26 protein-coding genes are annotated in these 23,977 nt (G+C 40.4%); 15 read left to right on the top strand and 11 right to left on the bottom strand.

Features of this window, described 5'->3' with window-relative positions; translation table 11 throughout:
* Positions 1 to 189 precede the first annotated feature (189 nt).
* The 4 genes from ND6B_RS14530 to ND6B_RS14545 all read right to left on the bottom strand — a co-directional run bounded on the left by ND6B_RS14530 (position 190) and on the right by ND6B_RS14545 (position 1,301).
* The gene (locus tag ND6B_RS14530) at positions 190 to 426 is read right to left on the bottom strand and encodes a calcium-binding protein (RefSeq protein ID WP_033102860.1); all 237 of its coding nucleotides are present in this window, start codon (positions 424 to 426) and stop codon (positions 190 to 192) included.
* Between the two features lie 8 nt (positions 427 to 434).
* Positions 435 to 671: an EF-hand domain-containing protein gene (locus ND6B_RS14535; RefSeq protein ID WP_016900452.1), complete on the bottom strand. Its 237-nt coding sequence runs from the start codon at positions 669 to 671 to the stop codon at positions 435 to 437.
* Between the two features lie 156 nt (positions 672 to 827).
* On the bottom strand, positions 828 to 1,055 hold the full coding sequence (locus tag ND6B_RS14540; protein WP_024602367.1) for a hypothetical protein: 228 nt from the start codon (positions 1,053 to 1,055) through the stop codon (positions 828 to 830).
* Between the two features lie 12 nt (positions 1,056 to 1,067).
* On the bottom strand, positions 1,068 to 1,301 hold the full coding sequence (locus ND6B_RS14545) for a cag pathogenicity island protein Cag25 (protein ID WP_013465728.1): 234 nt from the start codon (positions 1,299 to 1,301) through the stop codon (positions 1,068 to 1,070).
* Positions 1,302 to 1,597: 296 nt separating this feature from the next.
* On the opposite strand from ND6B_RS14545, the gene ND6B_RS14550 reads away from it, so the two are divergent.
* The 5 genes from ND6B_RS14550 to ND6B_RS14570 are packed head-to-tail and all read left to right on the top strand — an operon-like array spanning position 1,598 to position 6,651.
* The gene (locus ND6B_RS14550) at positions 1,598 to 3,052 is read left to right on the top strand and encodes a HAMP domain-containing sensor histidine kinase (RefSeq protein ID WP_033102859.1); all 1,455 of its coding nucleotides are present in this window, start codon (positions 1,598 to 1,600) and stop codon (positions 3,050 to 3,052) included.
* A gap of 1 nt (position 3,053) precedes the next feature.
* Positions 3,054 to 3,587 carry a hypothetical protein gene (locus tag ND6B_RS14555; protein ID WP_033102858.1) on the top strand — a complete coding sequence of 178 codons (534 nt, stop codon included), beginning with the start codon at positions 3,054 to 3,056 and terminating at the stop codon, positions 3,585 to 3,587.
* A gap of 2 nt (positions 3,588 to 3,589) precedes the next feature.
* The gene (locus ND6B_RS14560) at positions 3,590 to 4,939 is read left to right on the top strand and encodes a sigma 54-interacting transcriptional regulator (RefSeq protein WP_013465725.1); all 1,350 of its coding nucleotides are present in this window, start codon (positions 3,590 to 3,592) and stop codon (positions 4,937 to 4,939) included.
* 24 nt (positions 4,940 to 4,963) lie between these two features.
* The gene (locus tag ND6B_RS14565) at positions 4,964 to 5,464 is read left to right on the top strand and encodes a DUF1543 domain-containing protein (protein WP_033102857.1); all 501 of its coding nucleotides are present in this window, start codon (positions 4,964 to 4,966) and stop codon (positions 5,462 to 5,464) included.
* A 35-nt stretch (positions 5,465 to 5,499) separates the two neighbouring features.
* Positions 5,500 to 6,651 carry a murein transglycosylase domain-containing protein gene (locus tag ND6B_RS14570; RefSeq protein WP_033102856.1) on the top strand — a complete coding sequence of 384 codons (1,152 nt, stop codon included), beginning with the start codon at positions 5,500 to 5,502 and terminating at the stop codon, positions 6,649 to 6,651.
* Positions 6,652 to 6,656: 5 nt separating this feature from the next.
* Here ND6B_RS14570 and ND6B_RS14575 read toward each other — a convergent pair whose 3' ends face one another.
* Positions 6,657 to 6,875, bottom strand: a complete 219-nt coding sequence (locus ND6B_RS14575; protein ID WP_033102855.1) for a hypothetical protein — start codon at positions 6,873 to 6,875, stop codon at positions 6,657 to 6,659.
* Between the two features lie 136 nt (positions 6,876 to 7,011).
* On the opposite strand from ND6B_RS14575, the gene ND6B_RS14580 reads away from it, so the two are divergent.
* Positions 7,012 to 8,253 carry a multifunctional CCA addition/repair protein gene (locus ND6B_RS14580; protein WP_033102890.1) on the top strand — a complete coding sequence of 414 codons (1,242 nt, stop codon included), beginning with the start codon at positions 7,012 to 7,014 and terminating at the stop codon, positions 8,251 to 8,253.
* 18 nt (positions 8,254 to 8,271) lie between these two features.
* Here ND6B_RS14580 and ND6B_RS20265 read toward each other — a convergent pair whose 3' ends face one another.
* The 3 genes from ND6B_RS20265 to pdsR all read right to left on the bottom strand — a co-directional run bounded on the left by ND6B_RS20265 (position 8,272) and on the right by pdsR (position 11,384).
* Positions 8,272 to 8,427, bottom strand: coding sequence for a hypothetical protein (locus ND6B_RS20265; protein WP_200882073.1), 156 nt, complete (start codon positions 8,425 to 8,427; stop codon positions 8,272 to 8,274).
* A gap of 132 nt (positions 8,428 to 8,559) precedes the next feature.
* On the bottom strand, positions 8,560 to 10,695 hold the full coding sequence (gene pdsS / locus ND6B_RS14585; protein WP_033102854.1) for a proteobacterial dedicated sortase system histidine kinase: 2,136 nt from the start codon (positions 10,693 to 10,695) through the stop codon (positions 8,560 to 8,562).
* On the bottom strand, positions 10,689 to 11,384 hold the full coding sequence (pdsR, locus tag ND6B_RS14590; RefSeq protein WP_033102853.1) for a proteobacterial dedicated sortase system response regulator: 696 nt from the start codon (positions 11,382 to 11,384) through the stop codon (positions 10,689 to 10,691). The genes pdsS and pdsR overlap by 7 nt, the downstream gene beginning before the upstream one ends.
* Before the next feature lie 226 nt (positions 11,385 to 11,610).
* Between pdsR and pdsO the strand changes: the two genes are divergently transcribed.
* The 3 genes from pdsO to ND6B_RS14605 are packed head-to-tail and all read left to right on the top strand — an operon-like array spanning position 11,611 to position 14,965.
* Positions 11,611 to 12,336: a sortase-associated OmpA-like protein PdsO gene (gene pdsO / locus ND6B_RS14595; protein WP_033102852.1), complete on the top strand. Its 726-nt coding sequence runs from the start codon at positions 11,611 to 11,613 to the stop codon at positions 12,334 to 12,336.
* Positions 12,337 to 12,362: 26 nt separating this feature from the next.
* Complete coding sequence (locus ND6B_RS14600; RefSeq protein WP_033102851.1) at positions 12,363 to 14,363, top strand: marine proteobacterial sortase target protein; 2,001 nt, start codon at positions 12,363 to 12,365, stop codon at positions 14,361 to 14,363.
* A complete protein-coding gene (locus ND6B_RS14605) occupies positions 14,360 to 14,965 on the top strand; it encodes a class GN sortase (RefSeq protein WP_033102850.1) in 606 nt (201 codons plus the stop codon). The genes ND6B_RS14600 and ND6B_RS14605 overlap by 4 nt, the downstream gene beginning before the upstream one ends.
* On the opposite strand, the gene ND6B_RS14610 is transcribed toward ND6B_RS14605, so the two are convergent.
* On the bottom strand, positions 14,860 to 15,819 hold the full coding sequence (locus tag ND6B_RS14610; RefSeq protein ID WP_033102849.1) for a DMT family transporter: 960 nt from the start codon (positions 15,817 to 15,819) through the stop codon (positions 14,860 to 14,862). The genes ND6B_RS14605 and ND6B_RS14610 overlap by 106 nt on opposite strands.
* Before the next feature lie 131 nt (positions 15,820 to 15,950).
* Here ND6B_RS14610 and proB point away from each other — a divergent pair, with 131 nt between their 5' ends.
* From proB to gltX, 3 genes are all read left to right on the top strand, one after another.
* On the top strand, positions 15,951 to 17,054 hold the full coding sequence (gene proB / locus ND6B_RS14615) for a glutamate 5-kinase (protein WP_033102848.1): 1,104 nt from the start codon (positions 15,951 to 15,953) through the stop codon (positions 17,052 to 17,054).
* Positions 17,055 to 17,160: 106 nt separating this feature from the next.
* A complete protein-coding gene (locus tag ND6B_RS14620) occupies positions 17,161 to 17,520 on the top strand; it encodes a glutaredoxin family protein (RefSeq protein ID WP_008111110.1) in 360 nt (119 codons plus the stop codon).
* A 50-nt stretch (positions 17,521 to 17,570) separates the two neighbouring features.
* Complete coding sequence (gene gltX, locus ND6B_RS14625; protein WP_008111109.1) at positions 17,571 to 19,055, top strand: glutamate--tRNA ligase; 1,485 nt, start codon at positions 17,571 to 17,573, stop codon at positions 19,053 to 19,055.
* Between the two features lie 57 nt (positions 19,056 to 19,112).
* Here the strand turns inward: gltX and ND6B_RS14630 are convergent, their stop codons facing one another.
* Positions 19,113 to 19,964 (bottom strand): CPBP family intramembrane glutamic endopeptidase, encoded by an 852-nt coding sequence (locus tag ND6B_RS14630; RefSeq protein WP_033102847.1) that lies wholly within the window; start codon positions 19,962 to 19,964, stop codon positions 19,113 to 19,115.
* Between the two features lie 87 nt (positions 19,965 to 20,051).
* Positions 20,052 to 20,447, bottom strand: coding sequence for a hypothetical protein (locus ND6B_RS14635; RefSeq protein WP_033102846.1), 396 nt, complete (start codon positions 20,445 to 20,447; stop codon positions 20,052 to 20,054).
* A 156-nt stretch (positions 20,448 to 20,603) separates the two neighbouring features.
* On the opposite strand from ND6B_RS14635, the gene ND6B_RS14640 reads away from it, so the two are divergent.
* From ND6B_RS14640 to ND6B_RS14650, 3 genes are all read left to right on the top strand, one after another.
* The gene (locus tag ND6B_RS14640; RefSeq protein WP_016900441.1) at positions 20,604 to 21,308 is read left to right on the top strand and encodes a DUF3581 domain-containing protein; all 705 of its coding nucleotides are present in this window, start codon (positions 20,604 to 20,606) and stop codon (positions 21,306 to 21,308) included.
* 91 nt (positions 21,309 to 21,399) lie between these two features.
* The gene (locus tag ND6B_RS14645; RefSeq protein ID WP_033102845.1) at positions 21,400 to 22,647 is read left to right on the top strand and encodes a DEAD/DEAH box helicase; all 1,248 of its coding nucleotides are present in this window, start codon (positions 21,400 to 21,402) and stop codon (positions 22,645 to 22,647) included.
* A gap of 291 nt (positions 22,648 to 22,938) precedes the next feature.
* Entirely contained in the window at positions 22,939 to 23,898 is a 960-nt protein-coding gene (locus ND6B_RS14650) for an SIR2 family protein (RefSeq protein WP_033102844.1), read from the top strand.
* Positions 23,899 to 23,977 lie beyond the last annotated feature (79 nt).

Here is a 23,977-nt window from a genome sequence, read left to right as displayed (position 1 = left end):
TTTGTACTATCACAGTAGCAAACTCAAATTTAGAATACCAATAGCATAATTTATTAATAGTCGAATAAGCCCAGCTTTTAGCTAGAGCAAGCAAATTCAGGGTGGGATAGGGTGCGTGTTAACAGGAAAGAATTTGTTTAATCTTCTCAAATAAAGCCTAATTAACTAGGCTTTATTTGAGGGAGCTATTTATTTACTGGCGTACAAACTATATTCACTTAATGACAATTGTGCGTCTTTGTCACGGTCGTAGCTGCCAAAGCGTGACCATAAAGCAGGATCACTGGCAGTTTCCGAACGAGTTAAAAAGCCATCTTGATTACGGTCAAGTTTTTCAAATTCTGAGGCAATATAGCTGCTTGTCGCAAAGCTCATGCAGCTAACAACAGTAAGCGTTAGCAAAATAATATGGCGGATAGGTTTCATCTAAATACTCAGTACAAATTGGTGGTTAGATAGTTTTTAAACTCAGTTAAAGAAATTCTGTTGTCTTGATTTTCATCCCAATTTGAAAATGAGTTTAATAGCTGAGGCTGAGCAGCAAGCTCACTATGGGTTAAATACCCGTCGTTGTTGGTGTCTAGATGTTCAAAGCGTTGCTTTACATCAAGTGCACATGCACTATGACTAACAAATAGTAAAGCACCAATAAGGAGAAGCTGTATTTTCATGGTTGGCGTTCCAAGGCATATTTTAATTGCTGGCAGTAATGAAATAAAGCACTTGCCATAATTTAAATCCCAACATTAAATCCGTTTACACACTCCCTCAGGGATTATGGCAAGTGCTTTTAACTCTATACTAATAGATTAAACTTGAATCTAAACTTAAGGTTTAAAGTTTTGGAATTCTTTTTTAGAAATCATCTCGTTGTTATCTTTGTCTAAATCGGCAAACTGCTTAAGTAATTGTTTATCTTGCTTTGCCTCAACAAGCGATATTTGGTCATCCATATTTTTATCTAAATGCATAAAACGTACATTTAATGGCGATGCCAGTGCGGTGGCACTAATAGCTAAAAATAGGAGCGAAAAAGCACCAATTAGTTGTTTCATGAATGTACTCCTTTATTTTATAAACAGCTTAAATTCGTTTAGAGATATGAGTCCGTTTTCATCGGTGTCTATCTGTGCAAAGTTCTCATGTAATAAAGCATCTTCACCTGCTTCAGCTTCACTTAATGTGCCATTACTGTCTTTGTCTAAACGATTAAATTCAGCATCTACATCAAGAGCGAATAAATGAGTACTGGTTAGGCACAAACCGATAAGTGCAGCGTTCTGTAAATTGTTTTTGAACATTCCTTGGCTCTTTTTAGATTAATATTAATGTTCTCGTAACAAAAATGATGCCAATATTTATTTTTATTAATAATCAGTGAGTTATGTTTTTTTGTGATGGTTGGTGCGTAATTTTTACAAGTAACTGTGTGTTTTATGCAACAATTTTGCAGTTATAAGCGTTTAAAATTTTTTAAATCAATTGCTTAACTTGTCGCTATTTAGAGACAGCAGGGGTTTTTATCCTTGATGGTTCAGCGAGTGTATAAGTTGAGCGCTTAATAATAGAACGTTTAAAAATAGCAAAGGACTTTTGTATGCCCGCAGTCATGGCTGAAAAATATAAAGCATTGATAAATTGGCGCCCCAATTTAATTGGCCAATTTGTAATGAGCATGCTGTTGTCGCTGTTGCCCTTATCTATAGTAGTTATTGTGTTTTTAAATGTATTAAATAAGCAATTAGCGGTCACTCAGCAAATTGTGAGTAATAATTACCAAGTAACTAAGTCGTTTAATGTGCTTAAGCAAGAGCTTAATAGTTTAGAAAGAGCAACTAGGCAAAACTGGGTATTAAAGAGCGACTCACTCGATAAGCTAATCGTAGATAAATGGCAATCATCATTGCAAAACATCAATGAGCTAAAACAGCTTTCAAATAACCAAGCAAATACACACCAATGGCAACGGCTAACGGATACTTTGCAAACGGCGCATACTCAACTTGTGGTTGAAGCGCGTCAACAAGCTGAATTATTTGTGCCAATCAGCGAAATACTAGCGGAGCTAACATTGTGGTTACGTGAGGAAAATGAAGCCAAAATCACTCAAAACCAAATTAAGCTCACAAATTTACAAGCTTCCTTTATAAACTGGTTGATTGCACTTACGCCTTTAACGCTGCTTGTTGGCGGCGGTTTTTTGTGGCGCATAAGCGGGCGCTTAAAAAGCTTAACCTCAGTGATTGATAAATTAGGCCAAGGAGATTGGCAGCAAAAAATATCGGTGCAAGGGTCGGCTGAACTCATAGAGTTAGGTAACAAGTTGCAGTGGGTGCAAGCGCAGCTGCATATGTTAGAACAACAAAAAGATACATTTTTACGCCACGTTACTCACGAATTAAAAACCCCTTTGGCTTCTATGGTTGAGGGCACTGAATTACTAGCCGATGAAATCGTTGGCCCCATCAATAACGAGCAAAAAGCGGTACTTGGGCTGATCAGTCAATCGATGGTGAGGCTACGTACTATGATAGACAGTTTATTGAGTTATAACGCCATTCGCACCAGTAAAGACAACGTCAGTGAAGTGGAATTTAATCAGCTAATAAAAAAGGTAAATAACCACTTTGAGCACCGCTTAAATGCGCGAGAACAATCGCTTATTTGGCACAATAGTTTACCTAATATTTCTCTTAGTTTGCCACGGGAGTTAATTGAAATGATTTTAATTCAGTTAATTTCCAATGGCTTAAAGTTTTCTCAGCCAAACCAAGTCGTTACTATTAGCTTGAGTCTAGAAAATAATGGCCTAAATATGCAAGTAGCAGATGAGGGTTGTGGCATTAAAGAGCATGAAAGAGATCATGTTTTTGGGGCATTTTATCAAGGTAAACATACCAAAGAGATTAGCTTACAAGGCAGTGGTTTAGGCCTTACTATAGTCAAAGAGTCAGTTGAACAGTTACATGGGCAACTAAAAATTGAGCATAATGAGCCGCAAGGCTGTCGATTTAACATTGTCATCCCCTATAAAAATAAAGGAGTTAAATAATATGTCTGCGCGTTTAATGGCTATTGTATGGCTAACCAGCAGTCTTGTTTTTTTATCTGGGTGTGAAATAACAAACACTCAAACACAGGGTGAATCAGCATTAAATGTACCCTCTCAGCCAGATAGCAAAACGAATCAGCCAAATCCCAAACCTCGGCCAAAATCAGAGCCAATATATCCCTCTGCAGCGCAAGTTATTGCTTGGCATGCCAATCAGTGCGGTGGTTTTAAATTAGCGCCTAGCAATGAAACCTACTTAGGGGAGCAAGCACTGAAAGCGTTTTTTAGTACAGCATGTTTAAAGCTTAGTAGTGACCCCAATACTGTGATGAGTCAATTACTTAAGCTGGATCAGGCGTACTATTGGCCCGATGATATAAAGCACTATTTATGGCTGCAAAAACAGCACGTATTAATGCAAATAGATGCAAAAAAACAACAGCAAGCATTGAACGCCAAAATGCAAAAAACCTTGTCGTCATTAGCCGCAATTGAACAGCAACTTTTACTACGTGAAGAAACCAAGGAGCAGTAACTATGTCAGTCACACTTCCATCAAGTGCTAAAGTTTTACTCGTTGATGATGATGCCAGCTTGCTGCAATTACTGGCGATTCGAATTCAATCAAAGGGTTATGAAGTAACGACCTGTGATAGTGGTATGAACGCATTACAACTACTTAAAAACCAAGTGTTTGATGCGGTGATCACCGATTTAAGAATGGATGAAATGGACGGCATGGCGCTTCACCGACAGTTGCAAAACCGCTACCCTGCGTTGCCTGTTATTATGATGACGGCTCATGGATCTATCCCTGATGCGGTAGAGGCCACCAAGCAAGGTATTTTTGCCTTTATCACAAAACCCGTTGATAAAGATGAGCTGTTTGACAGCCTAGCCAAAGCCATTGAGATACATGGGGTTAATAATGATGAAGTCGCCCCGCAAAGTAATATTGTCACCCGCAGTGGCGCTATGCTGCATTTGTTGGAGCAAGTGAAACTATTAGGGCCTACACAAGTTAACGTGCTTATTTCTGGTGCCAGCGGTACCGGTAAAGAGTTGCTTGCGCAGGCGATTCATCAGCATAGCCATGTTAGTGATGGCCCATTTGTGGCAATAAACTGTGGGGCCGTGCCTGGTGAGCTATTAGAATCAGAGCTATTTGGTCACAAAAAAGGGGCATTTACTGGCGCAGTAAAAGATCACCAAGGCCTATTTCAGCAAGCGCAAGGCGGTACCTTATTTTTAGACGAAATTGGTGATATGCCGCTTAATTTACAAGTTAAGTTGTTGCGTGTGCTACAAGAAAAAACCATTCGCCCAGTGGGCTTTCAAGAAGAAATTCCCATTAATGTGCGAATTGTTTCTGCAACCCACAAAAACCTGCCTGAAGCGATTAGTAATCAACAGTTTAGAGAAGATTTATACTACCGGTTAAACGTCGTAAACTTAAAGTTGCCCCCGCTGTGTGAACGCCGTGAAGATATTAGCTTATTAGCCAACTTTTTTAGTGCCAACATCGCAAAGCGTATGGAGCAAAAAGAAAAGCGCTTTGCAAACGATGCCATGCATGCCCTAGTAAGGTATGATTGGCCAGGTAATATACGTCAATTACAAAATGTAGTGGAGCAGGTGGTTGCGTTGACTCCTAGTGAGGTTATATCTGAACATTTAGTGCTTAGTGCCCTAAACAGTAATGAAAGTAACGTTGAGCCATTATCACTTAATGAAGCTAAAAAAGAATTTGAACGAGACTATGTAATTAATACCCTGAAAATGGCAGGGGGCAATGTGGCAGAAGGCGCCAAACTTGCCAAGCGTAATCGTTCTGATTTTTATAAGTTGATTAAAAAGCATGAGATTGACGTAGATAGTTTAATTTAATTTGGTTTTTAAAAGGAAGTGAGCATGCAGTTATTCATGGTGTATTTAGGAGGACGCATTCAAGGTTGTCACATAGAAATGCACGACGTACGTTTTGTGGTAGGCCAAAATATTGAGCAAACCTATACCAAACTAAAAAGCCAATGGGTGGGTGATAAAAACAGTGTACACATGGATAGCTACATGGCGGTTAACCATATTGATGGTTATAAAATCGAGGTGGTTGATAGTTATATAGAGCAAAATAAGCAACTTTATTTTGTTAACTTAGGTGCTTACAGAAGCGACTCATTAGCAGAGCAACACGACTTTGCTTTGTATGTTGCCAGCAGTAGTGAAGAAGCAAAACAGCGCGCTAAAAGTGATTTACTCGCAGGGCTTAGCCATCTACATAAAGATGATTTACATGACGTTGATGATTGCTTTGCTATCGACTTACTCGATAGCCAGCTTAATATTAAACTAACCCCAAGTGGTCAAGCACAAACAATTAAACCTGACTGGTTTGGTTATCATGTATTATAATAAATGAGGATTTATTAAGTTTATTAGGATGTTGTGTGAAAAAGTATGCGTTTATACTTTTGCTAGTTGGCTTAAGTGGCTGTAAATCACTGTCGGGTTTACCGCCCGTTGTTGATTTAAATAAACTGGTAAAGCAAGTAAAAAACGATCCTACTGACGTAGTTGCAATTCACAAGCAAGCACAAAAAACACACCGTTCTATTAAGGCACAGGTTGGTAGCGTAAAACAGCTTTTAGCCGCATTAGAAAGCGTTGTTGGGCGCAAGTGGGGTAAACAAAACACTCAGCAACCTAGTGCCAAAAAATACGTAAAATACAGTAATGATTACCAAGCTCGTGCCATTATTGATTTTGAGCAAGGCACTGTAAAAGTAGAAACCATCGCTTTAAAAAATACAATAAGCTTGTTACAGCAGGCTATTGTTATGACCTTACTGACCTCTAGCGATCCCGATAAAACCGATATTTTTACCAGCGAAGCGCCAATTTTAGAAGGCGAGCCGTTTTTATACCAACAAGTACTCGACCAAGATAAGTTACCCATAAAATATAGCTGGCGTGCTAATCGATTTGCGCGTTATTTAGTAAATAATAACTTAAAAAAGCAACGTCAATATGGGCACGTTATTTCGTCGGTTAGTTTTGACTTAGTCGAGCAAAATGCCCATTTAAGAAAGCAAAAGTACAGTGATTATGTGCTGGCGGCTGCAAAAAAATATCAAATATCGGCAGCACTTATTTATGCCATTATTGAAACTGAAAGTAGCTTTAACCCGCATGCGGTGAGTTCATCCAATGCCTATGGATTAATGCAAGTGATCCCGGCTACCGCAGGGCGCGATGTATACCAAAAAATTAAAAAAGTACCTGGGCAACCAACCAAAGCAGTATTGTTTAATCCAAAACATAACATTGATATTGGCAGCGCCTATTTAAGTATTTTAAAAAATAATTACTTACATAAAATTAATACCGATAAAAGTAAGCACTTTGCCATGATCTCGTCTTATAACGGCGGGGCGGGTAATGTACTGCGCATATTTAATAAAAATAGAAGTGTGGCGTTTTCACGAATAAACCAGCTTACTGCAAGCCAGTTTTATAATATTCTCACCACTAAGCACTCACGTGCGGAATCAAGACGCTATTTATACAAAGTCACTAAAGCAGAAAAAAACTATCAGTAACTTATTTACTCATCATTTTCTAGTTGTTCACTTTTGGCAGCCATTTTAAAAGCTACTATTACTAAGCCAAACATAGCAAATGGGATTGCAGCTAACAAATACTCCACCAAATGGCTGTCTTGAAAATTAGCCTGCAGCAAGAAATGCCCTGCAACACACATAATAATAACCACCAAAAGGATGGGCAGTAACATAAGTTCTTTTTTTGCTGAGTGGTTTTTCATTCGCTGTTTAGGTATTAAAAAATAATGCGCTATTGTAATGAGCTTAATAAAGCTTGGCAAACAACACAGATTTTTTAATGACTATTAGGTATGATTAACATCAAAGAAAAGCTTAAAAGTAGTGGTTGGGAATAAAGTGCAACAGAGTTTAAAGCAAGTTTACCTAGTGGGTGGAGCAGTGCGAGATAAACTGCTAAACATACAATCAAAAGATAATGACTATGTTGTTATTGGTGAAACGCCAGAGACAATGGAAGCGCTCGGATTTTTACCCATTGGCAGCGATTTTCCGGTTTACTTACACCCAAACACTAAAGAAGAATATGCACTAGGGCGCACTGAGCGTAAAAGTGGTAAAGGTTATACCGGCTTTGTGGTGGATGCCAGCCCAAACGTAACTCTTGAAGAAGATTTAGCACGCCGAGATTTAACCATTAACTCTATGGCACTAGACGAAAACGGCACTATTATTGACCCTTTTAATGGTCAAGATGATTTAAAAAATAAAATACTGCGCCACACCACCCACGCATTTGTAGAAGACCCTGTTCGGGTATTACGTATTGCTCGCTTTTTAGCCCGTTATGGTAGTGACTGGTCTATTCATCCAAGTACTACTGCATTAATGCATGAGCTTAAAAATAAAGGCGAGTTGGAACATCTAGTACCAGAGCGAGTCTGGCTTGAAACAGAAAAAGCGCTTGGCGAAAAACACCCTGAGCTTTATTTCCAAGCATTAGATGGGTTAGGTATTTTTCCTGAAATAGAACAGATGAAAAACACCCCGCAGCCGGCAAATCATCATCCCGAGGGCGATGTGTTTGTCCATACTATGCTAGTGCTTAGACGAGCAGCCGATTTAGGCTTTAACCTAGAAACGCGTTTTGCTGCTTTAACTCATGACTTTGGTAAAGCGCTAAGCTATAAAAAACGCGGTAATTTACGCGGCCATGAGCGTGAAGGGGTTGCTGTAGTTGAGGCGTTTTGTGAACGTTTAAAAGTGCCTAATCGCTTTCGTAATATAGGCGTGCTTACCAGTGATAACCATACACTTTGCCACACGCTTGAACAGTTAAGACCGCAAACTATTCATAAATTAATCGTCACTAATTTAAATGCGCTAGTGCATCCAGAGCGTTTTATTGCTTTTACTCAAGCGTGCCAGTGTGATGCACAAGGACGAGGCGAAACGCTGGTGGATAAGCCCTATCCACAAGCCGCTAAATTACGTGCTATTCACAACGAACTACAAAAAATGGATAAAAAACAGATAGTGCAAGACGCGCTTAAAAGCGGCAAAAAAGGCCCTGAAATAGGCGAGACAGTAAAACAAGCTGAAATAGATTGCATTAAAGGTTTTTTACAGCTTAATGGCTAACTTGTAAGATTTATGTAGTTAAGCACTACGAGCTAAAACCTCAGCTTGCATGGCTTGTTTATTACTTACCTTGGGCTTTTTAGTCGCGCCCTCTTGAGCATGGTTATTGGCTGCATTAGGACGATATAAATCGAAAATAAACTCTATTTCTTCGGGTTCTAGTAACTCTTTCATTTTGACTCCTCCTAGGTGAGTAGACTAAGGCTGAGCAAATGAATTAAAAGTGAATCGTTACACTTGAGTGTGGATTAAATTGTAACTGCAAAGCTTTAATACAAGGCGGCTTATAATTAAACCGCTTTTTGTTTAATTATTTAAAGGCAAGCTCACAGTAAATACCACTCCATTGCCTCGCTCATTATTGTGCGCCGTTACTGTGCCTTTGTGGTAATCACACACTAGTCTTACAATATAAAGCCCTAAGCCTAAATGCGGTTGTTGCTGCATTTGTTGGCTGCGCACCGATACCATAGAATCAAAAATATGTTCAGTAAGTCCCTCAGGCAATAAAGTACCTGTATTACTTACCGTTAATGTTGCTTTGCTTTCATTTTGCTTAAGGCTGACTTCAATTGCGGTGTTAGCTTCACTAAATTCCAAGGCATTATTAATCAGCTTATCGAGCAGTTGCGCTATAAATTCAGGAGCACCTTGCATCAATAGTGTGCTTTGGCAAATGTTGAGTGTAAATAACTGGTTAGGATAAGTAAGTTGATAGCCCTGCATACAGCCACTAATTACTTTTTGTAAATCAAACGGCTCAGGCTCATTGCTTTGAATACTTTGCTCAAGGCGGGTTGCCTCGCTCATGGTGGTAATTATTTTTCCTAAGCGCTCAACCCCTTCGCTAGCACGCTCAAGGTATTTTTGACTCAGTTCACTTTGCTGCAAGCTTTGTAAGTTCTCAAGTGATGAACGTACAACCGCAACCGGCGTGCGCAGCTCGTGAGATAAGCGCGACGACATATTTTCTAAATAATCGGTATACCCTCCAAGGCGGCTCACTATATTTGAAAAGCTACGCGATAAATCGCCTATTTCGTCATTGGCATCGCTGTAATTTATGTGGCCTGTTACCCGCCCTTGTGCATCAATGGCTTGCTCTGCTGTATCGCGTAGTCGCCTAATACGACTTGATATACGTGAGGCAAAAAAGAACAAAGTGACTGTGCCAATTAACATGACCGCTAAAATTACATTAAATAGCTTTTCCAGCGATTTATTACGCAGTGTACGCACGCCATTGGTGGTTTCTTCAGCTATAACTGCCCCAATAACTTTATCCTCAATCCAAATAGGATACGCAGCCGATAATATCACCGCTTTGTTATCGGGAGTGAGCCGCCACGACGAGGCCGGTTTGCCTTTAAGTGCTTTGGCTAAATGAGCGCCTTGCATTGAAGCTACATCGTGTAAGGTATCTATAAATTCATCTTCAGGGCGCGTTAAAATTTTATAATACAAAGGATGTAAATAGGCCTGTTCAAAGCGCTGCCACGCAGTTTTTGGCGCTTGATTTTTTAGCCCATCGGCCCACACACCATCGGCATTTTGAATACTGCCCGATTGCGCTAATACACGGTGATGATTATCGACCACCCAAATGCGACTGCCGCTGTGGCCCATGCCTTTTAATATACGGTTTATTTCAGGGGAGGGCACCAGTACCGAACCTAAATCATTCGGGTTATTTAAGTTCGATGTAGACATAATACTAGGGGTTTGGTTTGGTTGTTTACTATCAACATCGGCAATGGCAAATCCCAGTTTATTGCCAAGCATACTCAAAGGAAAGCGCAGCTCAAGGTTGTAACCAGTGTCAGTTTTTTTAAAGAAACCCTGAATTTTAGTAAAAGGCATTTTACTATTGGCATCAAATGCGTTGACCCAGCCATCTTGGCGCGGAGCAATAATATAAGTATTAAATTGCCCATCAGGGTTTTTTAGGCCAATTTTTACATAGTCATTATTGGTAATGCTGAGGCTGTTTTTGGCACGGTAAACTAAAGCATCGTCAGTGACGTTAAAGAGCGCATATAAGTAATTATCAAACTTACCCACCATGTGGCTAAATGATAAGTTGCTCAGTTGATGGTTATCATCGGCTGTTTGTAAGTAACGTTTGTCATAAAGCCAAAATAGCGATTGGTAAGCGTCCCAATCGCTGAGTTTGCCATCGAGCTGAATTGGGCTTTTTAAATTATAAGCATAGAGATCGCGGCCTTTTACAACTTGATCTAAAAAGTTGGTTTGTTCGTCAAATAAAGCGGGGCGTTCGTGCAGGGCCGTTGCCAGTGCGCGTGTAGTACCTACGAGCGTTTTTTCTTGGCCTTGGCGTAAAAACTTTTCCATTTCCCATACGTACTCATAGCCTAACCATGGCAACAAAAATAAAAAGCACGAAAGCAGAATAAATTTACTGCGTAGGCCAAATCTCAGCATGTGGGTTGCTCCCACCTGTAACCCATGCCATACACGGTATCAATGCAGTCAAACTGGCTATCGAGTGCTATAAACTTTTTACGAATGCGTTTTACATGAGAGGTAATGGTACTGTCGTCTACATAAATTTTAGCATCGCTCATTAACTCATTACGGCTTTTAACGTGGCCAGGTCGTTGGGCGAGTGAATGCAGCATCCAAAACTCAGTTACGGTTAAATCAACCAACTGTTGCTGCCAAAGCACCTGCATGCGTTGCGTGTCGAGTGTTAGTTGACCGCGAATTATTAATGCGTTGGCATCAGCGGGTTGCTCTAATGCTTCCATGCGGCGAAATAGCGCACCAATACGCGCGGCTAAATGCGCTAAGCTAATGTCTTTGGTTAAGTAGTCATCGGCGCCCATGCGCAGGCCGCATACGGTGTCTATTTCGCTGTCGCGAGCGGTTAAAAAAATAATTGGTAAGGTTTTAGAAAGTGAACGCAGTGTTTGGCACAGTAAAAAGCCGCCATCTATTTCATGGCCTAAGCCAATATCAACAATGGCTAAATCGGGGAGTGCTTCTTTAAAAGCTACTTCTGCTTGAGTGCGGTTTTCATAACCACTTACCTGATAGCCTTGAGCGCTCAGCATTTCTATGTAGTTTTCGCGAATGGCAGTTTCATCTTCAACGATAGCTATTTTTTTCATTTTTTAATTACTCATATTGACTTAGGCGCACTATAGCGAAGTTTTTGCGCTAAGTACGGTTAAAAACACAATTGCCATTTTTTTGCCACAATTGCTCAGCAGTTTGCCATTTTTACTCCCCTTTATTGCCACTTCATGGTGTTTTAATACAGCTATTGAAATTACCAATACAACGCAAGTGCCAACCAATAGCTTGCCAACCATTATTAATAGTAAGGAATAGACCATGAAGAAAACATTAATCGCACTCACACTTGTTAGCACTTTTTGTACGCCAGTATTTGCTGCGGATACCCCATCAAAAGAAGCAAAAAAAGAAACACTTGTTGGCCTGAGCACCGGTGCCATTATTGGTGGTGTTGTTGGTGGGCCAATCGGCGCGTTTGTAGGCGCATTTGCTGGTGGTTTGATTGGCGATGCCAAGGTGGCTGAGCAAACCATTGCTGAGCAGCAGCAAGCTTTAACTGTAATGGCAGAGAAAACCAACGACTACCAGCACGTACTTAATCATAACAGTCACCTAGAGGCGCAACTTGAACTACTGGCGCAACAAAATGAGCAATTAACTCAATCGCAGCTTAATAATTTATTGGCAATGACAGTGCAATTTAAAACAGGCTCTAGCGATATTGCTCCTCATTTTGCCAAGCAGCTTGATCAATTGGTAGCGTTATTAAAAAGCCAACCGCAACTCGCACTCGATTTAAGTGGCTTTGCCGATCAGCGCGGTGCAGAGCAAGCGAACTTATTACTGTCAAAAGCCAGAGTAAACGCCGTACAAAGTTACTTAATTAAACAGGGGATTAGCCATACACGTTTAAGCGCACAAGCGTTTGGCGAGCAACAAAGCATAGCAAATAGTAACACCCTTGAAGATAACTTTTTTGACAGGCGCGTTACCCTGACTACCCGTGCGCTTAATCAAACGACTGATCAAACAGCAAGCAATTAATCGCAAGGCGTTCGATGGAGTGATTTATGTTGAGTAAACCCACCAAAGTGCTTACCAAGGTAAGCCTTTTTATTTTTATTATCATCGTGCTTTTGGCCAGCTTTAAAAGCCATGCACAGTCGCCAAAACTATCCTTGTTTGATAGCCAAGGAGTGGCGGTAAATCCTGGGGTTATTTTAAAAAGCGATGCAAAAATGACCCTAACAGGGCTAATTAATCATGTTGTAGTAACGCAGCACTACATAAATGAAAACCCTTTTGCCGTAAATGCACGTTATGTATTTCCTTTACCCGATGAAAGCGCCGTGCAAGCAATGACCATGCGCATTGGCGAGCGAGTTATCAAAGGTAAAATAGCAAAAAAACGCCAAGCTGAAAAACAGTACCAAGCTGCCAAAAAAGCAGGCAAACAAGCTTCATTGCTGCGACTGCAGCGTGCAAATATGTTTATTACAAATGTGGCAAATGTAGGGCCAGGAGAAGAAATAGTTATAACGCTTGAGTATCAAGAGATTATTGATTACCAACACGGAACCTTTGCGATTCATTTTCCAACCACAATTACGCCACGCTATCATGCAATAACAGGGGAAGTTAACGATGAACAAGATAAGCATGCGATAAAAAGCGCTAATGCACCTTTGTTCACTCCACAGGGTTGGTTAAGCCCTGTTTACACAAAACAAACCAATGAGGCGACAAATGCCAGCGATTTAAGCTTAACAATTAATATGGATATAGGCTTAGAATTGGTTGATATAAACGCTAAGTACCATCAAGTTAATATTGAAAACCCTGCATTTGGGCAATACAGCATTGTGCTAAAACCACAGCAAGCCATAAATAGAGACTTTGTACTTGAGTTTAAGCCACTACAAATAGCGCAAGCGCAAGCTGCACTTTTTACTCAGCAAGCACAAAATGGTGAGCAGTATGCGTTAGCAATGCTAATGCCGCCAAGCGATAGTTTTACTCAATCTCAGCGTTTACCGCGTGAAATGGTGTTTGTAGTTGATACTTCGGGATCTATGCATGGGCAGTCTATTGAACAAGCTAAAAAAGCGCTGTTTTACGCATTATCATTATTAGATAGTGATGATAGCTTCAATATTGTCAGTTTTAATAATGAGGTTGCAGCTATGAGTGAAACCCCATTAATTGCCAGTGACTTTAATTTACGTCGCGCAGAGCGTTTTATTTATAACTTACAAGCCGATGGCGGAACTGAAATAAAAGGCGCACTTGATGCAGTACTCGATGGTACGCAGTTTGAAGGGTTTGTACGCCAAGTTGTATTTTTAACCGATGGTAGCGTAAGTAACGAAGATCAGTTATTTAAACATATTGCGCATACCTTAGGTGATAGCCGTTTATTTACCGTGGGCATTGGTAGTGCGCCTAACCGTTATTTTATGCGTCGTGCCGCTGATATAGGTAAGGGAACTTACACCTTTATAAGCAGTGCTCATGATGTGCAGCCGAAAATGCAGCAGTTGTTTGATAAACTTGCTCATCCGGCTTTGACTAATTTAGCGTTAACAAATACAAATGGAGACAGCTTAGATTTTTGGCCCTCACCTTTGCCTGACCTATATTTTGCTGAGCCTATTATGGTGGCTATTAAATTAGACAATACCGATGCAATTACTTTTACGGGGCAAACGGCGCATGGGGAGTTTAAGGTTAAGCTTAATCCGCAAGCAAGTTCAAAAGCCACAGGAATTGATAAGCTTTGGGCACGTCAAAAAATAAAGTCGTTATTGTTATACAACCAACAAAGTGTTGTAAAACAGCAAGTGCAGCAGCTCGCGCTTGAGCATCAATTACTTAGCCCATTTACTGCGTTTATTGCCATAGAAGAGACGACCATAAAAGAAGTTGCTAAACAAAGCACACAAGTGGCTAATACTATGCCACAAGGAATGAGTATGCGCTTGCCGCAAACTGATGGGCAAAGCAAAATACATATTGTGTTTGGAGCATTACTACTTCTAGGTGGTCTGTTATTAGTAAGGCGTTGTAAATGAAAAAGTGGCTAAGCATAGGTTTACTTGCCTTAGGGCTGAGCTTGTTTGGCCATGGTGTATACATGCAGGCAAAGGCGTGGCTTGCACAAGTGTTAATAGAGCAAGCTTGGCAAACGACCCTTAAATCGCCCAATAAAAAAATTAAGCCGTGGTTTTATGCTGATAGCTACCCGGTGGCACAAATAATATGGCCAAAGCATAATAAACGACTAACCGTGCTTGATGGTGCAAGTGGTAGAAACTTAGCGTTTGCGCCGAGCCACTTTTTACCAGCTGGGGAGTTAGGTGGGGCTGATTTTGGTAACTCGCAAGGAGCACTTATTGCTGGCCACAACGATACCCACTTTGCGTTTTTAAAAAACGCTAAAGTGGGGGAGCAATTTTCTCTACAACTTAAAAATGGCCAAGTGCAGCATTATTCAGTAACTCATGTTGAGGTAATTCATCAGCACAACACCGATTTTTTGCAGCAATCAGGGTTGTATTTATTAACCTGTTACCCTTTTGATTCACTGGCCTCGGGTACCGATTTAAGGTGGTTAGTGTCGGCAGAAATATCCTCACCCGAAGTTGAGTTAGGAATATCAACCACTAGTTCTTGATGGCGTTGACTAATCATTACGCCTATAAACACCACAAATATGCTGATCCACTGGCCAAGAGTTAGTACTTCGTTGAGGATAATGGCTGACAAAATTAAAGTGAAAATAGGGATTAAATTAGAGTAAGCCGCGGCGGTTAATACCGACACTTTACTAATCGCATAGTTGTACATGCCGTACCCACCCAAAGTAACACAAGAGCCTAAGTACAATATGCTCATTAGTGCGGTTAAATCGTGTTGGTTTTCACTGGGTAGGTCAATAAATAATAAAAACGGAGCAAAAAACAAACTACCACTCACACCTTGCAGAGCAATCAATGTGAGTGGGGAATAACGGTTAGCTAAATGTTTTATACACACGGTATAAAATGCCGCGCACACCATGGCCATTAATTCTAAAAAATTCCCCAGTAATGGGTTTGGGGCTTGGCTTGAACTCGGTGAGAGCAAGGTCAGTAAAATACTGCCGCCAATACACAGCGTAAAACCCACCACAATAGCTTTACTAATATGCTCTTTGAGCATGAAAAACGCTAAAAATGCCACAATAATGGGTAAACAAGAAACAATCACTCCCGCTTGAGATGCTGAGGTATATTCCATTGCGTGGCCTTCAAATAAAAAGTACAAGCACGGCTCAGCCAGCGACATGCCTAATAAGTACTTCCAATCGCCTTTTAAATATTCAAAGCGAATTACGTAACGCCATAAACATAACGAAATCAGTAAAGTGGTGAGCATACGTAAAAATATCACCAAGGCAGGGTCATAAATCGCAATCGCGTATTTAAGTGCAATAAAGGAGCTACCCCACAAAAAGGTGGCAATAATTAAACATAAACTGGCAGGCATAAGGTGTAATTTAATCGGTTGAATATAGTGCGATCCTAGCATGCAGAGGGGGTGATTGAATATTTTTTACTTGTTCAAAAATACCGAACTGGTATAAATAAATTCATCATTTATTGCGCTAAGTAAAAAACATGCAAAGGGATCAGGTCGTAGTTGTAAAGCTAGGTACAAGCGTACTCACTGGCGGTACCGATAAGTTAGACAAAGCACATATGGTGGAACTTGTTCGCCAATGCAGTGAGCTAAAAAAGCAAGGTCATCACGTTATTTTAGTATCAAGCGGTGCGGTTGCCGCAGGTCGCGAACAGCTATTAAAACCCTGTGGGCGCACATTAATAGACAAACAAATGTTGGCCGCCATTGGACAGGGGCAGCTCATTCATATTTGGCAAAGCTTATTTGCGTTGTATGGCATTAACGTCGGGCAAATGCTACTAACGCGCGCGGATGTTGACGACAGAGAGCGTTACTTAAATGCCCGCGATACCCTCAATGCCTTATTAAATTATGATGTAGTGCCGATCATTAATGAAAACGACGCAGTTGCTACTAGCGAAATAAAAGTAGGTGATAACGATAACTTGTCGGCATTGGTGGCAATTTTAGCCAATGCCGATAAGTTACTGCTACTGACCGACCAACAAGGGTTATTTACCAGCGATCCCCGCACCGACATTAACGCCACCTTGATTGATGAAGTTACCCATATTAATGATGAGTTACGCCAACTTGCGGGTGGCAGTGGTACAAACCTAGGCACAGGGGGTATGGCAACCAAACTGCAGGCAGCAGATATTGCCAGAAGAGCTGGGGTTGAGGTGATTATTGCCAAAGGCGCTGATGAAAATGTGATTTTAAAATGCATGAGCGAGCAACTGCCAGGCACCCGTTTTTTAAAACTTACTGCTCCTAAAGATGGCCGAAAAAAATGGTTATTGGCAGGGCCTAAAAGTAGTGGCCAAATTTTAATTGATGCCGGTGCGGTGCATGCATTGCAATCTAAGGGGGCTAGTTTACTTGCTAAAGGCATTACGCGTGCAATAGGTGAATTTGAACGTGGAGATTTAATTAACTTAATTGATGTAAACCAGCAAATTATTGCACGCGGGTTAACTCGCTTTAGTCATCTTGAAATCGATAAAATAAAAGGCGCACACTCTAATCAAATCAGCCATTTACTTGATTACGATAGCGGCGTGGAAGTGCTACACAGAGATGATATGGTGGTGTTGTAATTAAGCACTTTTTTAACGATATAGCGCAACGTATAATCCGCTTATAGTGTTGCGCTTTTTTGTGTTAAAATCTTGCACCTTAAATTTGTTGTAAAGAGTATTGAAGATGAAATTAGTTCGCTGGGTTTTAGGTTGTATCATCTTATTTTTTAATTTTGTTTTTACGCCGCGTAGCAAAAAACGTGATCCGCAAGAGCAAACTAAGCTTGATCAGCAAACCGCACAATTTAAGCTCTATCAATTCAAAGCATGCCCTTTTTGTGTAAAAGTACGCCGTTCAATTAAGCGTGAAGGCTTAAAAATTGAAACACGCGATGCAAAAAATGATGAACAATACCGCCAAGAGCTATTAGAGCAAGGCGGAAAAGTTAAAGTACCTTGTTTACGTATTGAGCAAGATGGCCAAGTAAAATGGCTTTATGAATCAAACGATATTATTGCTTACTTAAACAAAGTAGCCGCTTAAAATATTTATTGGTATTTCATACCATCTCACTTATTAAAAGAGACATTACCATGACAATTCGTACCCGTGTTGCTCCGTCGCCAACTGGTGACCCGCATCTTGGCACCGCTTACATTGCCTTATTTAACTACTGTTTTGCTAAACAGCAAGGCGGTGAATTTGTACTTCGTATTGAAGATACTGACCAAGTTCGCAGCACACCTGAATCTGAACAAGCCATCATGGATAGCTTACGCTGGTTAGGCCTTGAGTGGGATCATGGTCCTGATGTAGGTGGTGAGTTTGGTCCATACCGTCAATCTGAGCGCAGTGATTTATATAAAAAATACGCTCATCAGTTAGTTGAAGACGGCAAAGCATTCTACTGTTTCGCAACCAGCGAAGAACTGGACCAAATGCGTGAAGAACAAATGGCCGAAGGTCTGCGTCCTAAATACGATGGTCGTGGCTTAAACCATACAGAAGACGAAATTAAAGCAAACCTAGCTGCTGGTAAACCGTACGTTATACGTATGAAAATCCCAAGCGAAGGTACCTTTAAGTTCAACGATTACCTACGCGACGAAATTGAGATCCCGTGGGAAAACGTAGACATGCAAGTGCTATTAAAAGCGGATGGTTTTCCAACGTACTTTTTAGCTAACGTGGTGGATGATCACCATATGCAAATTAGCCACATTTTCCGTGGTGAAGAGTGGATAAACTCAGCGCCTAAGCTATTAAAACTGTATGAAGATTTTGGTTGGGAAGCACCGGTACTAGGTCACTTACCATTATTGCGTAATCCAGATAAATCAAAACTGTCTAAGCGTAAAAACCCAACGTCTATTAATTACTACAAAGAAATGGGTTACTTACCAGAAGCGGTACTAAACTACTTAGGCCGTATGGGTTGGTCAATGCCTGATGAGCGTGAAAAGTTCACCCTTAATGAAATGATTGAACATTTTGACATGAAGCGTGTATCGCTTGGTGGCCCAGTATTCGACGTAGACAAGTTAAGCTGGTTAAACGGTATGTGGATCCGCGAAAACTTAACTGATGCAGAGCTAATGCAGCGTTTTGTTGACTGGAAATTTAATGGCGACATGCTGGCTAAAGTATTACCAGAAGCTAAAACGCGTATAAATACGCTCTCTGACATGGTTGATTTAGCAGGGCACTTTGTAGGGGGCATCCCGACTTACGACCCAGCGCTATTAACAGCCGGTAAAGCTGACGAAGATGTTATTCGCCAAGCATTACAATTTTTTGTATGGCAGCTAGAAGGCTTACGTAGCTTTGAAAAGCCTGCTATTTTTGCAATTGCAAAAGAAGTCGCTACCTTCCACGAGCTTAAAATTAAAGACTTCTTAGAGCCTATATTTGTGGCTATTACCGGCAAAACATCATCTACCTCGGTATTAGATGCAATGGAAATTTTAGGGTCTGACCTATCGCGTGCACGTTTACGTGTTGCGCTTGCCCATTTAGGTATTTCTAAAAAGCAGGCTAAAAAGATAGAACGCGCATACCGCGATTACCCAAGTGCGTAATCGCGTATATAGATTCAAAAGCCGCTTTATTTAAGCGGCTTTTTTGTACCCGTAGTTTTAAGATGGAGTTGCCAGCATAGGGTAAGTAAATAAGAAAAAGTGAAACACATTAACGAGCCAATGACATAAAATAGCCCATTCTAATCGGCTAGTTTTATAGTAAATATAGCCATAACCAAAACCTGCAACGGCCGCCACAAGCATATAATGAGTACCCGCTGAAAAGTGTGCCAGTGAGAATACACAAGTACTGATCACCGGTGCGAGCAGTGCAAACCTGCTCGGGGTTATTAGATTTGAAAGCTTAGTTTGTATCACTCCCCTAAATAATGCCTCTTCTGCAACGCAGGTAAAAAGTAGGTTGATGGCTATAAATAACAACCAAAATTCAGGTACTTTTGGCGCAAATTCAACAAGGTTTAACGTTAAAGCAGTTATAAGCGCCGCTAAAATAGTGATAATTATGATTAAAGCAGGGTAGCCGATAGTCACTGGCTTTGCCGTTTTGTTTTTTGCAAAAAAATAAGCGCTCAGCATTAAACCCGCTAATGCTTTATCAAAATTAGCATACAAGGTAAATGCAATTGCGTTACTGGTGACTTGTTCATTAACAACAATTGGCAGGTTATTAAAACCCGCAAACCAGTGTAAGGCCAACCCGAGTGAGGCTATTATAAATAAAGACGTTAGAACATTACGTTTTAACGCTGAGGTTGCCAATAGCATAAAGTGAAACAATCCCACATAAACAGCTATAACAGCAACCGCGGTTAAGTTTATATATTCTTGATAATAGGCAGTAATAACACTTAGCAGCAATAAGTATTGCCATAATGGTTGGCGAAATACAGTGAGTTTACACTGTGGGAAAACACATAAAATAGCGGCAGCTAAAAAGTAAAAAGTCATTGGCAAATACTGCTTGTTGTTTGATAGGGGAAATGAGAGAAAACGAATCACATAGCGTTATAGTCTCAATTAGATAATCTTGAGCTATTAATAATTATAGGCTTGTCCGGTACAAATAACGGCTAAATCACAATTGTAGCGGGATACTGATTGGCACTGCTCTAGTGTAAATGCATTGCCACCTAAATAAAGCACATCATTTTTAAGGGATTCTATAGCTTGTGATTTCAAACGGTTGTAGCTAATTGAGGATGTTCGCGTATCATCTGATACATCGCAGCTTTCGCCTTTTATTCCACCAAGGGGGCTTGCACCTCTATCGAGAGCGTCCTGAACACTGTAAAACTGCTCTAGGCCACGTTTTTTAATATGGCTTGAAACGTGTTCTGATAAAACGTCGTCGTCGATATTGGTTGTGTAAGTAACGTTATTACAGCCAGTTAAAAATGAAACCGCACATATTAATAAAGAAAAATACTTCATTAGTTAATCCCTTAAACTCGTATTTGCCTAATTTACTTAGTAAATTAGCGAGTTGCAAATTATCATTTTTCACCTTTATTAAACAGATTCGACCTCTCAAGATTTTTTTTCTGGTAGTATAGCTAGGTTATAAGCAGTTTAAGCAGTGAACACACTATGTTAAGTCCTTACTATCAGCAGCATGCTGATTATGTTTCAATTTCTCGTGAGCAAGGTTGTCGCTTTGCTAAATGTGTAGCCGACGACTACAACCCGCTTCATGATAAAGACGCTAAAAAGTTTTGCGCACCAGGAGACTTACTTTTTTCTCTAGTGTTAGACCGCTATGGCATTAGTGAGCGAATGGAGTTTACCTTTGCCGGTATGGTTGATGAAAATACCAAGCTAAATTTTCCAGAACAACCTGGAGAAGAGTTTGATGTAAACCATGGCGAAAAAGTAATTTTAAAGGTTAAACGCGACGGTAAAACCAGTAAATGCCCAACACTTACAAACAGTTTAATAAAAAATTATGTTGAGTTCTCAGGTGCTGCGTTCCCGCATGTAATTATTCCTTTAATGGGCAAGCAAGAGGTAATGATAAACCCTGCGCGCCCTATGATTATTTATGAATCAATGATCATTAACCTTAATAACATTGATATTAAATCACCGACCCTAGAGTTTGCAGAGCCAAGCTTTGAATACGCTGGTAAACGCGGCAAAATAACCTTGCGCTTTAATTTATTAGAAAACGGCGAAAAGGTGGGTTTTGGTGAAAAACACATGGTGGTATCGGGTATTCGTGAATACTGTCAAAGCACCGTAGATGATTTAATTGCATTTTATAATGAGCGTAAAGCCACATTAAAACCGGCTTAAATACTTCATTTTACTTAGGCGCTATTTAGCGCCTTTTTTATTACTTAAGCTCAGGTATAATAGCGTTCTTTGTTATTTTAAAGCCAAGCTTATGTCTGCCACATCGTTCTCATCACTAGCCCTAGACCCGTTACTATTAACGGCAATAGAGCAAAATAATTACACTACGCCTACCGCCATTCAGCACAAAACGATACCGCCAATTTTAGCGGGCAAAGACGTTATGGGCAGCGCTCAAACTGGTACTGGTAAAACAGCCGCGTTTGTTTTGCCGTTATTACATAAGCTTTTAAATTCCGCTAAAAAAGACGAACCAGGCATTGCCCGTGTGGTTATTTTAACGCCTACTAGGGAGCTTGCTCAGCAAGTATTTGCAAGCTTTGAAAAATACGCACAAGGTACAGATATAAAAGGTGCACTTGCCTATGGTGGCGCAAGCATTGGCCCACAAATCAAAGCACTTAAAACAGCGCAAGTAATAGTGGCAACGCCAGGGCGCTTGCTTGATCACATAGTGAAGGGCAGTGTGGTGCTTTCAAGCGTGGACTCTTTAGTATTTGATGAAGCAGACCGTATGCTTGATATGGGTTTTATTGACGAAATTAGACGAATACTGCGTCATATCCCAGGCGATCGTCAAACCTTACTGTTTTCCGCCACTTTTGATGACAGTGTATTTGAGCTGAGTAAAAAATTACTTAAAGACCCAGAGCTTATTGAAGTTGATAAGCGTAACTCTGCTGCTGTAGAGGTTGAACAAGTTATTTACGCAGTAGATGAAGACAGAAAGCGCGAGCTGGTATCGCACATGATTGGCATGAAAAACTGGCGCCAAGTGCTTATATTCACCCGCACTAAACAAATGGCCGATAAGCTTGCCAAAGAAATGTGTAAAGATGGTTTAAAAACCGAATCTATTCATGGTGATAAATCACAAGGTGCTCGCGACCGCGCTCTTCATAACTTCAAAGAAGGCAGTACACGTGTTCTAGTGGCCACCGATGTAGCAGCGCGCGGTTTAGATATACCGGCACTTAAATATGTAATTAACTTTGAATTACCATACATAGCTGAAGATTATGTACACCGTATTGGCCGTACAGGGCGTGCTGGCGAGCAAGGCCTTGCTATGTCGCTAGTGAGCTTAGATGAGCAATGGCTGCTTGAAGAAATTGAAGTACTGCTTGATACGCGTTTAGCCCCACAATGGCTTGAAGGCTACGAGCCCGACTTAAATAAGCCACCCAAAGATAACCGCAAAAACACTAACAAAGCGCGTAAAGATCGCGATAAAAAACGTATTACAGGCCAAAGAGCGCCAAATAGAAGACGCAAATAAAAGCTTAGGACCTAACCTAACAGGCAGCTAAGAGCGATAACCGGTCATTGAGATTGGCTAAATATAGTAGTTAATTGATTTGTTAAACTGCTCTTTGCGCATATATTCATGAAAATGAGCGCTGCGCGCATATTGGTTAATTTAACTTTACCTAAAAACTTTAGAAAACTTTGCGATAGTAATACCTTAGGTAATTTGTTAAAACTATATAATGTAGAAAAATGAGCGTAGCGTCGGTAGAAATATGCGCGACGAGCGCACTATTAAATTGTTATAGCTACGGAGGGATATGTGGCACGTTCAATATTAATTACAGGTAATGGAATTGGCCTAGCTCTCGATTCTGATTTCTTTTCCTTACAAAATGGACTTGAAAGCGTCTGGAACAATACGGAACATCTGAGCAATGATCATAAAGATTTAATCCTGAGTGCAATAGAAGGAACTACTGATGAATTACCCCCAAGTTCAGAAGACCAATTAGATAAGTTGCAAGTGGCAATTGTTGCAACTGAGTTTTTGAGTAATTTTGAAGTTAGCGGTACTTCATGGATTTCTGAACCTGCAAAAGAATTACCTTCTACATTTAGGAAATATATCCATGAGGTTGCCCTGCATTATCAGCGCTCTGGACAGAGTCTGCCTAAAACATTTGTTGAACCATTATCTGAATTTGTTAGAAGTACAAAAACTCATGTTGTCACATTAAATTATGATAACTTGCTATATGATTCGTTTATTGCCGAGAAAATTCTCAATGGTTACCACGGGGCATTAATTGATGGTTTTTGGAGTTCAGGTTTTGATGAGGAGCATTTAGACCGACATAATGTAAATAGGCATGGCTGGTATATGCATTTACATGGCTCACCATTATTTGTTGAAAATAGTAAAGTTATGTATGCTGGCAGAGACTTCTTAGATCCAGAAGATAAATGCCATATAGTTTTAACTCACGTCGAACATAAACCATTAATTATCGGATCATCCCATATCTTGAGCGCCTACTGGCGTAGGCTTGAAAAAGCATTTGAAGAATCATCTCAAATTATTTTGTTCGGTTACTCAGGTTACGATGAACACTTGAACAATAGAATAAAACTAAGAAAAGATGAAAAAGAACTTCTAATTGTTGAGTGGGAAGGTGCTGGCTCTGAGGATGAAAGAAAAAGGTTTTGGGAAACTAAAACAGGATTCAATCGGTTCGAGTTAGTTAGACTGGAAAACATTTTAGAGTTTACAAGTTGGTAGCTATAACAAGTTGCTTAAACGGACAAAAAACAGTTGGCTTTTGCTCGTTCCTCGCTATTTTAGCCAACAATTTTTTGCC

It is taken from the genome of Pseudoalteromonas sp. ND6B (genome assembly GCF_000764215.1).
Lineage (GTDB): Bacteria > Pseudomonadota > Gammaproteobacteria > Enterobacterales > Alteromonadaceae > Pseudoalteromonas > Pseudoalteromonas tetraodonis.
The sequence above is the reverse complement of the archived record's forward strand: the minus strand, read 5'-3'. Positions and strand labels throughout refer to the sequence as shown.